The 11,487-nt window shown below is 71.9% G+C and carries 12 protein-coding genes; 7 read left to right on the forward strand and 5 right to left on the reverse strand.

Annotated features, from left to right (window positions below; translation table 11 throughout):
* The first annotated feature begins 57 nt into the window (after positions 1 to 57).
* Positions 58 to 996 carry a LysR family transcriptional regulator gene (locus ABD073_RS09375; protein ID WP_343873960.1) on the forward strand — a complete coding sequence of 313 codons (939 nt, stop codon included), beginning with the start codon at positions 58 to 60 and terminating at the stop codon, positions 994 to 996.
* Between the two features lie 33 nt (positions 997 to 1,029).
* Here the strand turns inward: ABD073_RS09375 and ABD073_RS09380 are convergent, their stop codons facing one another.
* Both ABD073_RS09380 and ABD073_RS09385 read right to left on the reverse strand, forming a co-directional pair.
* Positions 1,030 to 1,866, reverse strand: coding sequence for a nitrilase-related carbon-nitrogen hydrolase (locus ABD073_RS09380; RefSeq protein ID WP_343873963.1), 837 nt, complete (start codon positions 1,864 to 1,866; stop codon positions 1,030 to 1,032).
* Position 1,867: 1 nt separating this feature from the next.
* Entirely contained in the window at positions 1,868 to 3,298 is a 1,431-nt protein-coding gene (locus ABD073_RS09385; protein WP_343873965.1) for a DUF2252 domain-containing protein, read from the reverse strand.
* Between the two features lie 147 nt (positions 3,299 to 3,445).
* Between ABD073_RS09385 and ABD073_RS09390 the strand changes: the two genes are divergently transcribed.
* Genes ABD073_RS09390 through ABD073_RS09400 form a run of 3 tightly spaced genes read left to right on the forward strand, consistent with a single transcriptional unit; the run spans position 3,446 to position 4,967 of the window.
* Complete coding sequence (locus ABD073_RS09390; protein WP_343873966.1) at positions 3,446 to 4,270, forward strand: ATP-binding cassette domain-containing protein; 825 nt, start codon at positions 3,446 to 3,448, stop codon at positions 4,268 to 4,270.
* Positions 4,267 to 4,425: a hypothetical protein gene (locus tag ABD073_RS09395; RefSeq protein WP_343873969.1), complete on the forward strand. Its 159-nt coding sequence runs from the start codon at positions 4,267 to 4,269 to the stop codon at positions 4,423 to 4,425. The genes ABD073_RS09390 and ABD073_RS09395 overlap by 4 nt, the downstream gene beginning before the upstream one ends.
* Complete coding sequence (locus ABD073_RS09400) at positions 4,422 to 4,967, forward strand: GNAT family N-acetyltransferase (protein ID WP_343873970.1); 546 nt, start codon at positions 4,422 to 4,424, stop codon at positions 4,965 to 4,967. Before ABD073_RS09395 ends, ABD073_RS09400 begins: the two co-directional genes overlap by 4 nt.
* Positions 4,968 to 4,971: 4 nt before the next feature.
* On the opposite strand, the gene ABD073_RS09405 is transcribed toward ABD073_RS09400, so the two are convergent.
* Complete coding sequence (locus tag ABD073_RS09405) at positions 4,972 to 5,622, reverse strand: hypothetical protein (protein WP_343873971.1); 651 nt, start codon at positions 5,620 to 5,622, stop codon at positions 4,972 to 4,974.
* 69 nt (positions 5,623 to 5,691) lie between these two features.
* Positions 5,692 to 6,432 (reverse strand): lysophospholipid acyltransferase family protein, encoded by a 741-nt coding sequence (locus ABD073_RS09410; RefSeq protein WP_343873973.1) that lies wholly within the window; start codon positions 6,430 to 6,432, stop codon positions 5,692 to 5,694.
* A 283-nt stretch (positions 6,433 to 6,715) separates the two neighbouring features.
* On the opposite strand from ABD073_RS09410, the gene ABD073_RS09415 reads away from it, so the two are divergent.
* Positions 6,716 to 7,990: an MFS transporter gene (locus ABD073_RS09415; RefSeq protein WP_343873983.1), complete on the forward strand. Its 1,275-nt coding sequence runs from the start codon at positions 6,716 to 6,718 to the stop codon at positions 7,988 to 7,990.
* Positions 7,991 to 8,013: 23 nt separating this feature from the next.
* Here ABD073_RS09415 and ABD073_RS09420 read toward each other — a convergent pair whose 3' ends face one another.
* The gene (locus tag ABD073_RS09420) at positions 8,014 to 9,219 is read right to left on the reverse strand and encodes a MarP family serine protease (RefSeq protein WP_343873975.1); all 1,206 of its coding nucleotides are present in this window, start codon (positions 9,217 to 9,219) and stop codon (positions 8,014 to 8,016) included.
* Between the two features lie 322 nt (positions 9,220 to 9,541).
* Here ABD073_RS09420 and ABD073_RS09425 point away from each other — a divergent pair, with 322 nt between their 5' ends.
* Complete coding sequence (locus tag ABD073_RS09425; RefSeq protein ID WP_343873978.1) at positions 9,542 to 9,733, forward strand: hypothetical protein; 192 nt, start codon at positions 9,542 to 9,544, stop codon at positions 9,731 to 9,733.
* A gap of 130 nt (positions 9,734 to 9,863) precedes the next feature.
* Entirely contained in the window at positions 9,864 to 11,309 is a 1,446-nt protein-coding gene (locus tag ABD073_RS09430) for a purine-cytosine permease family protein (protein ID WP_343873981.1), read from the forward strand.
* Positions 11,310 to 11,487 lie beyond the last annotated feature (178 nt).

Here is an 11,487-nt window from a genome sequence, read left to right on the forward strand (position 1 = left end):
AGCCGACATGGCAACGGAACAGCCCCCCTTTGCCTGACCTCTGCATAGGCTTTGCCTGTGTTCAGCCCCACCGTCAGCCAGCTGCAGGCCTTCGTCGCCGCCCACGAGGAGGGCAGCCTGTCCGCCGGTGCGCGACGGCTCGGGATCAGCCAGGCGTCCATCTCCGAGGCGGTGCAACGGCTGGAGGAGAACCTCAACGTGGTGCTCTTCGTGCGCCAGCCCCGCGGCCTGCTGCCCACGCCCGCCGCCGACGCCCTGCTGCCGCACGTGAGGGTCTGCCTGGGGGCCCTGGAGGCCGGCTCGGAGGCGGTGCGTTCCCTGAACGCGCTGGAGGGCGGCGTGGTCAGCTTCGGCATGCTGCGCTATGCCTCCAGCTACGGCCTGTCGGACCTGGCGCAGCGCTTCCACGCCCGCCACCCGCAGGTCCGCATCCGGATGGTGGGCGTCAACAGCCACCTGGTGGCCCAGGCGGTCCGGCAGGGCAGCCTGGAGGCCGGCATCGTGGTGCTGCCGGTGGACTCCGAGGGGCTGACCGTGACACCCATCGCGCGCGACGAGGTGCTGCTCGGCTCGGCCAGCCGCGGGCCGGAGCAGGGTCCGGTGGGCATCGAGGAGCTGGTGTCCATGCCGCTGGTGCTCTTCGACGCCGACGCCGGCCCCGACGACCCCACCCGTCGCCAGCTCACCGAGCGGGCGCTGCGACGCGGCCACGTGATCGAACCGCTGGTGGAGGTGGAGCTGGCCGACACCGCCGCCCAGCTGGTGGCCACCGGGGTGGGCGCCTCGCTCTTCGCCCGCACCCTGGCCGAGCGGCCCGGCTTCCCCGGGTCCATCCACCTCACCCCGCTGGACCCGCCCTTGCACGACACGCTGGCGGTCGTCACCCGCAGCGATGTCTACCTCTCCACCGCCACGCTGCGCTTCGCCCAGATGGCCGAGGCCGCCATCCGGGCGCACTTCGAGCAGTCCGGACGCACGGACTGGCAGGTCTCCTGAGGGCGGACCCCACGGCTCGTCGGGCCGGACGGCTCAGCGGACCAGGCCGCCGTAGAGGTCGGGTCGACGGTCACCGAACAGGTCGGTGACGGTGCCCTGGCTCTTGTCCCGGGAGGCGGCCAGGTCCAGCTCGGCCGTCGCCAGTCCGGCGCCCTCACCGACGCTGGCGCGCAGCCAGCCGTCGGCGTCGACGATGCCGGAGGCCATCGACCAGGCCACGCCCGACTCGTCGCGGGAGCGGTCCGCGAAGGCGATGGCCATGTGGTTCATCCGTGCGGTGGCCTGCGCGATGCCCACCTCCGCCACCCGCTCGCCCTCGGGGCGGGGGAAGTGGGGCCAGTTGGTGGGCAGGGTGAGCAGGTCCGCGCCGCCGAGGGCGGCGAGCCGGGTCCACTCGGGGAATTCCATGTCGTAGCAGATCATCACGCCCAGCCGGCCGTGCGCGGTGTCCACCAGCAGCGGCGGCTCCTCGCCCGGGCTGAACCAGAGCCGCTCCCGGTCCCACAGGTGCACCTTGCGGTAGGTGCCGAGCACGCCTGTGCCGTCCAGCACCAGGGCCGAGTTGAAGACGCGATCGCCGTGCAGCTCCGCGAAGCCCACCACCGCGACGCTGCCCGGGCGCTGCGCCAGCGCCCGTGACCAGGCCTCGAGGCGCGGATCGTCGACGCTGATGGCGGCCTGGCGGGCCTGCTCCGCGCTGGTGAAGACATAGCCACAGGTGGCCAGTTCCGGCAGCACGACGACGTCGGCCCCCGCCGCCACGGCCTCGGAGAGGGTGGCGGCCACCAGGGCGCAGTTCTCGTCGACCCGGCCCAGGTCGGGGCCCACCTGGGCGACGCAGACCCGGGTGGGACGGCTGGTGGCAGTCATGTCACTCCTGGGGTGCCTCGAAGGGGAGCTTGCCGGCGCGGACCGCGCGCACCAGCACCTCGTGGTCGCGCTCGGTCTGGTCGGCATAGGCCCTGGCCCAGCGGGCGAAGGCCTCGGTCACCGGCACCTTCTTGCCCAGGTAGCCGGAGATGATGGAGGCACCCGAGGTGCGGGCGTGGCCCTTGGCCAGCAGGTGGCCGGTGATGCCGGCATAGTCCACCAGTGCCTCCGGGGTCATCGACTCCAGCGGCACACCGCCCTTCATGTTGCGGTACTGGCGCACGTAGTACTGGTGCTCGCCGACGGTCGTCCAACCCAGCAGGGGATCGGAGACGGTCTGCAGCTGCTGCTGGTACTCCACCACCCGCTGGCCCTGGTGGCTGTGCCAGACCCGGTCGCCGTGCACATAGGGCGCGATCACCGAGCGCTGCGCCTGCTTGAGCTGCAGGAAGAGCACGTCGTCCTCGCGCGAGCCCACCAGCAGGGCCACCCAGGAGCGCATCCCCACCGAGCCGACGCCCACCACCTTGTGGCAGATGTCCACCAGGTGGTAGCCGCCCACGATCCGGCGCCACTGCGGCGTGAGGGTGGGCAGGTAGGCGTCCAGCGCCTCGGCGATCTGGCGGTGGGTCTCGGCGTCGGGATGGGTGACCACCGGCGGGTCGTCGACGATCTTGGAGGCGCTGGTGGCGCCGCCGGCCAGCTTCGGCAGCATCCGGTCGTCGGTGCGCTTGCGGGCCGCCTTGGCCGCGCGGGTGATCTCCTCGCGCAGGCTCTGCTCGGTGCTGGTCTCGTGCAGCTGGTCCAGGTCGAGGTGGTTGAAGGCACGCCAGAGCAGCGGCTGCTTGGACAGGAAGCTGACCTCCTCGCGGTAGGACTGCACGCAGTTCACCACTGCCTTCTCGCAGTCCTGCTCGCTGGCCCCGTTCACCCGGCCCAGCACCCAGATCGAGGCGGTGAGCCGGCGCAGGTCCCATTCCCAGGCCCCGGCGTGCGCCTCGTCGAAGTCGTTCAGGTCGATCACCTGGTTGCCCTCGGGGGAGCGGTAGAAGCCGATGTTGCCGATGTGGGCGTCGCCGCAGGCGGTGGTGAGCACGCCGGTCGAGGGCAGGTGCGCCACGTCGTGGGCCATCATCTGCGCGCTGCCGCGCAGCAGGCCGAAGGGGGAGGCCGCCATCCGCCCGACGCGCAGCCCGAAGAGCCAGTCCAGCCGCCCCTCGTGGGTGCTGCGGATCAGCTCCACCACGTCGGGCCGGTCCGGGGTGAGTGCCATGTCACCGAGGCTCTGGTGCGGCACCTGATCGCGCAGCGCCTGGCCGCGAGCCACCCGCTCGGCCCGGTCCGAGGCCGGGATCTGGAAGGAGGCGAAGGCGTCGCCGCTGCGGTCCAGCGCCTCGTCGGGGTCGACGGTGTGGTCGGGGATGCGGTTCATCGGGCTCCTTCGCGGGGTCTGTGCCGATGGTAGTCACCCACCCGCCCCCCAGGGGGATCCCTGCGATGGCTGGACGGCGCTCCCTGCGTTGCATATGAGAATCATGTTCATATAGGCTCACCGGGCTCCACCACCCGGAAAGGCCCCATGGAACCGCTGCTCCAGATCGACGACCTCCAGGTCGCCGTGCCCGCCCGCCGTCGCCTCGCGCGCCGCGCGCTGCTGCACGGCATCGACCTGCAGGTGGCCCCGGGGGAGCGGGTGGCCCTGCTCGGTGCCTCCGGCTCCGGCAAGTCACTCACCGCCTCCGCGCTGCTCGGCACCCTGGCGCCCTCGCTCGAGGTGCAGGGCAGTCTGCTGCTCGACGGTCGCCCGATCGGCTGGCGAGAGCGCCCCCAGCGTCGCCGCGGCCTGGCCGCCGTCTTCCAGGACGCCCGCGCCGCGCTCAACCCGCTGGTCACCATCGGCTCCCAGCTCGACGACGCCGCACGCCGCAGCGGCACCGGGCGTCGTGCCGCCCACGCCCGCAGCCTGGAGCTGCTGGCCGGCCTCGGCTTCGCCGACCCGGAACGGATCTCGGCCTCGCACAGCGGCGGCCTGTCCGGCGGCCAGCGGCAACGGGCCTGCATCGCGCTGGCGCTGGCCACCCGTCCCCGCCTGCTGGTGGCCGACGAGCCCACCACCGCGCTCGACTCGCTCAGCCAGCGCGAGGTGGTCACCGCCCTGGGGGCGCACACCGGCCAGGCCGACGCCCCCGCCCTGCTCTTCATCACCCACGACGTGGCCGTCGCCGCCCAGCTCTGCACCCGCGCCGTCGTGATGGCCGAGGGGCGCATCGTGGAGCAGGCCGCCATGGCCCACCTGCTGCACCACCCGCACCACGCCTGGACCCGACGCCTGGTGCAGGCCGCCCGCGAGGAGACCCGCGCCCTGGCTGGCGAGCGGATCACCGCACTCGAGGGCGTCGCGTGAGCGTCCTGGAGGCGCGCGACCTGCGTCGCGTGCACCGCACCCGGGGCTCCGGCTACGTGGAGCGTGCCCCCTGGACCGTGCTGGCGCCGACCCTGGCGCTGGCCCTGGCGGCCGTGCTGGCCGTCTCGCTGTCGAGCCTGGAGCGTGAAGCATGACCGATTTCGTCTTCGGGGCCACCATCCGCCCCGCCCGGCCCGAGGACCTGGCCATGGTGCGTGAGCTGGTGGTGCGCTCCCTGCGCGACGACCACGGCTACGGCTACCGGCCCGACTGGCATGCCGACGTCGACGACCTGCAGGGTCGCTACCTCGACCCGCCCCGGGCCCGGCTGCTGGTGGCCGAGCAGGACGGGACGGTGGTGGGCTGCATCGCGGTCACCCCCGAGCCGCCGCGCTGCCCGCGCCAGATCCAGCACCGCTATGCCGACACCGAGCACGTCGGGCAGCTGATGCGCCTGGTGGTGGACCCCCGGGTGCGACGCCAGGGGATCGCCGCCCAGTTGGTGCGCGCGGCGCTGCAGGCGGCCCGCCAGGCGGGCGGCTACCGGGTGCTGGCGCTGCACACCAATGCCCGCAATGCGAACTCGGTGGGCTTCTGGCGCACCAGCGGGGCCGTCGAGGTGATGGACGAGACCCTGGTCAGCCCGGCCGATGCCGAGTACCTGGCCGTGCACTTCGAGTTCGCCCTGGGTGGCTGAGGTCTCAGAGCAGCAGCTGGCGGGCCGGGTGGATCGAGTAGTCGGCCATGAAGTGGAAGACCTCGCGCAATCGCACCCGCTGCGGGTCGTGGTAGTAGTCGCGCTGGGCGGCCGGGAAGTCGGCGAAGTCGCCGTCGAAGTCGAAGGCCCAGGTGAAGCGGCCCTGCTCCCGGTCACTGACCGCGAACAGGCAGCCGAAGCCGTACCGTTCGCGCACCGGGACGATCTCGCGCCAGATGGCCAGGAAGTCGTCGAAGTCACCGGTGATGTCATAGCGACGCATGATGGCGATCTTCTCCGCCACCACCTGCCCGGCCACCGACTCCGGCGTGGCGCGGGTGAGCAGCTCCGGCTCCACCGGTCGGATCGTGAGATTCCGGAAGACGTGCTGCTGCCTGGCCTCGGCCAGCGCCTGCTGCTCCGGGTCGTCCGCCAGCTCTGCCAGCTGTTGGGCCAGGTCGCCGCCGGAAGGCGGGGAGTAGAGCCAGGTCAGCTTCGGCTCGGCGTCGGTCTCCACGAAGCCGCGCAGGGTGGTGAAGCCGTGTCGTGCGGCGATCTCCACCTCGCGGCGCCACAGCTCGAGTCCCTGCTCCAGGTGACGCGGCTTGATCGAGTAGCGGTGCAGGACCACGGGCTCCTGCGTGCGGGCGGTCATGGCGCCAGCCTAGGACCGCCTGGCCGTGCGGGAGGGAGGTCGACGGGGCGTCCCCGGGGCGGGCTCGGCTCAGTGGCGACGGGTGCGTCGGGCCGCCAGCACCGCCAGCGAGCGCATCGAGAAGCGGTCGGCCGTCGCGTCGTGCAGGTCCACCACGGCACGCTCCATGCGACGGGTGAAGGCAGCGGTGCCCTCGCCGGGGCGCGGCATCAGCGGCCGGCCCACGGCCACGTGCACCTGGCGCCGGGGCCAGCGGGGCAGCTTGTTCTCGGCGGGGAAGGCGTCGGCGCATCCCACCAGCGCCACCGGGACGCAGGGGATCTTGCGGGTCACGCAGAGCCGGGCCGCGCCCGGGATGAAGGTGGCCATCGCGCCGGTGCGCGAACGGGTGCCCTCCGGGTAGATCAGCAGCGGGACGCCCGCCTTGAGCAGGGCCTGGCTCATCCCGCGGTTGTTGCGGTTGCGGGGACGCCCGGGCCGGTCGATCGGGTAGGCGTTGAAGAAGAGCACCGGCGGCACCATGGTGCGCCACTTCATGAAGAAGTGGTCGGTGGCGGCACCCACCGAGAGGTTCTGCGTGAGGTGGTCCGGCAGGGCGGCATAGATCAGCGCGGTGTCCAGGTGCGAGGAGTGGTTCGCCACCACGATGAAGGGCGCCTCGAGGCCGTCGACATTCTGCTTGCCGTGCACCTTGACCCGGGCGCCGGCCTTCACCAGGCCGGCCAGCAGGGTGCGACGCACCAGCCGGCGCACCTGTCCCAGCGGGCGGTTGCGGTAGCGGCCCGAGACCATGGGTCCGGGCTCGGACATCCTCCTGCTCCCCCCGGAGCGCGCTGGCTGCTGCACCCCGTGATCCTCTCATGTCCGGTCGGGCTTGCCGAGACCGCCCAGCGGCAGGTCGGTGCATCCGGTGCGCAGAGTGTGGTCGGTCCACCAAAGCAGGGCCGCGTGGTCCACTCTGGGAGCGTCCAGCTCGGGCTCCGCCCGGCCCGCGACTCCACCGGAAGGAAGTTCCCCCGTGACCACCCCAGCGCCCCCGTCGGCGGCCCTCGTGAATCGAACCACCGACACCCGCCGCGCCGTGCTCAACACCGTGCGCGGCTCGCTCGGCAACCTCGTCGAGTGGTTCGACGTCTACGCCTACACCGTCTTCGTCACCTACTTCGAGGCGCAGTTCTTCGACCCGGCCGACAAGAACTCCACGATCTACGCCTATGCCGTCTTCGCCATCACCTTCCTGATGCGCCCCCTGGGTTCCTGGTGGTTCGGTCGCTTCGCCGACCGGCACGGGCGACGGGCCTCGCTGACGCTCTCGGTGAGCGTGATGGCGGCGGCCAGCTTCGTGGTCTCCATCCTCCCCACGCGCGACATGATCGGTGTCTGGGCCGCGGCCGGGCTGATTCTGTGCCGGCTGGTGCAGGGCTTCGCCACCGGCGGCGAGTACGGCACCTCGGCCACCTACATGTCCGAGGCCGCCACTCGTGACCGCCGAGGTTTCCTGTCCAGCTTCCAGTACGTGACGCTGGTGGGCGGTCACGTGCTGGCCCAGCTCACCCTGCTGGTGCTCACCGCGGTGCTCAGCCAGGACCAGCTGCACGCCTGGGGCTGGCGCATCCCCTTCTTCATCGGCGGCGTGGCCGCCATCGTGGTCTTCTGGCTGCGGCGCAGCATGGACGAGTCGCTGTCCAGCGCCCACCTGGCCGACATCCGCGAGGGCCGCGACAACAGCTCCGGCTCGCTGAAGGAGCTGCTCACGCACCACTGGCGTCCGCTGCTGCTCTGCTTCATGGTCACGCTGGGCGGAACCGTCGCCTTCTACACCTACAGCGTCAACGCCCCGGCCATCGTCAAGGCCAACTTCAAGGCCAACCCGATGACCGCCACCTGGCTGAACCTGGCGGGCCTGGTCTTCCTGATGCTGCTGCAGCCGATCGGCGGTCTGGTCAGTGACAAGGTGGGACGCAAGCCGCTGCTGGTCTTCTTCGGCGCCGGCGGCGTGGTGTGGACCTATGTGCTGCTGCACTTCCTGCCCACCGCGAAGAACCCGTGGACCGCGCTGCTGCTGGTCTGCATCGGCTACGTGATCCTCACCGGCTACACCTCGATCAATGCGCTGGTGAAGGCCGAGCTCTTCCCGGCGCACATCCGCGCACTGGGCGTGGGCCTGGGCTACGGGCTGGCCAACTCGATCTTCGGCGGCACCGCGCCGCTGGTCTACCAGTGGGCCAAGGCCAACCATCAGGTGCCGGCCTTCATCGCCTATGTGACGGCCTGCATCGCGGTCTCGCTGGTGGTCTACCTGTTCTTCCTCACCAACAAGGGCGACACGCACCTCGACGCCGAACAGGGCCACGCCTTCCGTGACTGAGGCGGCAGGCGCCGCCGCCCTGGCTACTGCTTGGCGCAGCCCTGGGTGGAGACCGCCGTGCCAAGCTGCGGGGCGCGGTCCAGCAGGGCGTCGGTGGCGGCGTCGGTGAGGGCATAACCGGTGGAGGTGTCCACCAGGGAGCGGGCGAAGACGGTGCCGGCGACGGTGCCGTCGGTGGCCAGCAGCGGTCCGCCCGAGTTGCCGGGCTGCACGGTGCCGGCCAGCGAGTAGACCTCGCGCTCCACGCCCTTGCCGCCATAGATGTCGTCGCCGGCGGCGTCGACGACGCCTCGGACCCGGGCCGGTCGCACGGTGTAGTCGCCGCCCAGCGGGAAGCCGGCCACCACGGCATCGGCGCGTGGCGCCAGCGGGCCGGAGCGCTGCAGCGGTGCGGCGCGCAGGCCCGGGACGTGCAGGATGGCGAGGTCCAGGTTGGGATCGAAGGCGACGACGGTGGCGGCGCGGCCGCGTCCCAGCCCGCCCACCTTGACGTTCACCTGGCGCGCACCGGCCACGACGTGGGCATTGGTCACCACGCGTTCGCGGGCCACCACCCAGCCGGAGCCGGCGTGGTTCTCGTCGCAGGCGCTGGCGTCGGCCTCGATCTTCACCACGCCGGCAGCGGAACGGGCCACCGCGGAGCCGCGGGCGGCGCCGGCGTCGGGGGCCGGGACGGGGATCACCGGCTCGGGGGACAGGCCGCTGAAGACGCGGGGGAAGCCCTGGCCCAGCTGGTCGGTGAAGCCCGAGGCCCAGCGGCTCATCGGGTCGGGCACCGCCGCGTCCAGCGCGGGCAGCACCCGCGAGCGGTTCAGCACCGAGGCCCAGGAGGCGGGCAGCACCGGGCGCACCGCTCCGGCCAGCAGGGTGATGACCAGGCTGGTCACCAGCAGGGAGGTGAGGCAGCCCACCACCCGGTCCAGTCCGTCGGCGGTGGCGGTGCGGGTGTGGCGGCGCAGCCGCATCCCCAGGCTGGCTCCCAGGGACTCGCCCAGCGTGGCGCACAGCACGACGCCCACCAGCAGCAGGGAGGCGTGGCCGGGGCCCTGCTGCAGCTGCGGCAGGAAACGGTCGATCAGGTGCGGGGTGGCCCACAGGCCCAGCCAGGCACCCGAGACGAGGCCGGCCAGCGAGGCGATGCCCACCAACCCGCCGGTGCGCCAGCCACGCAGGGCGTGAACCAGCAGTACGAGCAGCAGGGCGAGATCGAGTGCCAGGTGGCTGGTCATCGAACCTCCTCGTGCTTGCTGCGGGCGCCCGGGTCCGCGCGGACCAGGGGTGCACCGGTCGGGTCTGCCGGCTCGGGGCAGGGTGTCTGCTCGGCTCCGGGCGCCGCCGGGTGGCGGCACATGCGCTCCATGGTGCCCGGTGGAGCTGTGGGGACAAGCCGGTGGGGTCGCTCAACCGCTTTATTTGGAACGCGCGACCCACAAACTGTGGGGAAGCTGAAGCGTTTTAGAAATTTCAACACCTGCTCTATGACGGATGGCAGAGTTACTCCTGTCGCAGGTCCCCCGGCCAGCGATCCCCCGAAGTACTGGAGTCCCCCGCATGATCATCGCCATCGCCGCCATCGCCACCCTGTGGATCGCAGCCGCCTTGGTAATCGCCTTCGCCGGCCGCAGCAGCGCCGACGTCGAGCGCGCGCTGGCGTCCACCGAGCAGATCCGCGCCTGGGACGAGTTCGACACCGTGCGCGCCGCCTGGGCCAGCGAGGACGCCGACTCCCGCCAGATCGCCTGAGGCCCGGCCGACGCACCGGCCCACGAGACGCCCGACGGGGCCGCGACCAGCAAGGTCGCGGCCCCGTCGTCGTGTCCAGTCGCGCGTGCCCTGCTCGAGACGGCCCCCGCAGGCGCAAGAATGGCCCCTCGTGAGTACATCCACCCTTGCCAGCCATCCCCTCGTCGAGACCCAGGGCGTCGACGTGATCGCGGAGTCCGACCGTCGGGGCCGGCCTCGCGACCTCTTCTGGCCGTGGTGCGCCGGCAACATCCTGCTGCTGCAGGTGGCCTGGGGCGCCTACCTGTTCGACTTCGGCCTGTCCTTCGGCCAGGCGCTGGCGGTCACCCTGTTCGGCGTCGTCGCCTCCTTCGCCCTGGTGGGCCTGGTCTCACTGGTGGGGATGCGCGGCTCCGCGCCCACCATGGTGCTCTCCCGCGCCGTCTTCGGGGTGCACGGCAATGTGCTGCCCGGAATCGTCGGCTACCTGCTGATGCTGGGCTGGGAGACGGTCAACGTCTCGGTGGCGGTACTCGCCTCGGGCACCATCGCCGGCCGGCTGGGCATCCCCGCCGGTCCCACCCGGGTGGTGGTCTTCGTGGCGGTGGTGGCCGTCGTGATGGCGCTCGGCATCCTGGGCTTCGACGCCGTGATGCGCGCGCAGAAGTACTTCAGCTGGATCACGCTGGCGATGAGCCTGGTCTACATCGCGCTGACCGTGCGCCATGTGCGCTGGTCGGCGCTGGGTGAGCACCCGGCCGGCGACGCGCTGGCCGTGCTGGGCGCCTGCGTGATGGTCTTCTGCGGCTTCGGGGCCGGCTGGACCACGGCCGGCGGCGACTACTCGCGCTACCTGCCGCGCAGCTCCTCGCGTGCCGGGATCGTGACCTGGACCACGCTGGGCGGCTCGGTGCCGGTGGTGCTGCTGATCGGCTACGGCCTGCTGCTGTGCGGCACCGACCCGTCGCTGGCAGCCGCCGTGGTGGAGGACCCGATCGGTGGCCTGGCCACCCTGGTGCCCACCTGGTTCCTGGTGCCCTTCTGGTTCTTCGCGCTCTGCGGCCTGGTCTCCGGCGCCACCCTGGACCTGTACTCCTCGGGCCTGGCCTTGGTGGCCATCGGCCTGCCGATCCGCCGCTGGCAGGCGGCCGCGCTCGACGGGCTGCTGATGAGCATCGCCAGCATCTGGGTGGTCTGGTTCGCCACCGACTTCCTGGGCGCCTTCGAGGGCTTCCTGATCACCCTGGGCGTGCCCGAGGCGGCCTGGGCCGGCATCTTCCTGGCCGACCTGGCCATGGTGCGCTGGGCCGCCGGCTACGACGAGCACAAGCTCTTCGACGCCTCCCCGTCGGGCTACGGCTCGGTGCGCTGGCCCGCCGTGGTGCTGATGGTGCTGTGCTGCTGGCTGGGCTTCGGGCTGGTCACCAATACCGCCGCCGGCTGGCTCGACTGGCAGGGCTACCTGCTGGGTCCGCTGGGTCTGGGCGGCCCCGAGGGTCGCTGGGCCGGCACCTCGATCGGGGTCCTGCTGGCACTGGTGCTGGGCTTCCTCGGCATGCTGCCCTTCGCCCGACGCGAGGCGCTGCGCGGCCGTTAGGTGCTTGGCCTGCGCTCCATCCCACGCGGCCGTGAGCAGGCCCTCCCGGTGCGTGGGCAGGAGTCATCCGTCCAACCCTGAAAATCGCCCCCTCGATCCCGGCATCGGCTGGTGGCTTCAGGGGGTCAGTGCAACACCGATGATGTCTTGGAGTGTTTCAGCTGGGGTGCGGTAGTCC

This window comes from Luteococcus peritonei (assembly GCF_039526385.1).
Classification (GTDB): Bacteria; Actinomycetota; Actinomycetes; order Propionibacteriales; family Propionibacteriaceae; genus Luteococcus; species Luteococcus peritonei.

What these genes read in the sequence shown, in the direction of transcription:
- ABD073_RS09380 (WP_343873963.1), bottom strand. Translation starts at nt 1,866, where the DNA reads ATGACTGCCACCAGCCGTCCCACCCGGGTCTGCGTCGCCCAGGTGGGC.
- ABD073_RS09385 (WP_343873965.1), bottom strand. Translation starts at nt 3,298, where the DNA reads ATGAACCGCATCCCCGACCACACCGTCGACCCCGACGAGGCGCTGGAC.
- ABD073_RS09390 (WP_343873966.1), top strand. Translation starts at nt 3,446, where the DNA reads ATGGAACCGCTGCTCCAGATCGACGACCTCCAGGTCGCCGTGCCCGCC.
- ABD073_RS09400 (WP_343873970.1), top strand. Translation starts at nt 4,422, where the DNA reads ATGACCGATTTCGTCTTCGGGGCCACCATCCGCCCCGCCCGGCCCGAG.
- ABD073_RS09405 (WP_343873971.1), bottom strand. Translation starts at nt 5,622, where the DNA reads ATGACCGCCCGCACGCAGGAGCCCGTGGTCCTGCACCGCTACTCGATC.
- ABD073_RS09410 (WP_343873973.1), bottom strand. Translation starts at nt 6,432, where the DNA reads ATGTCCGAGCCCGGACCCATGGTCTCGGGCCGCTACCGCAACCGCCCG.
- ABD073_RS09420 (WP_343873975.1), bottom strand. Translation starts at nt 9,219, where the DNA reads ATGACCAGCCACCTGGCACTCGATCTCGCCCTGCTGCTCGTACTGCTG.
- ABD073_RS09425 (WP_343873978.1), top strand. Translation starts at nt 9,542, where the DNA reads ATGATCATCGCCATCGCCGCCATCGCCACCCTGTGGATCGCAGCCGCC.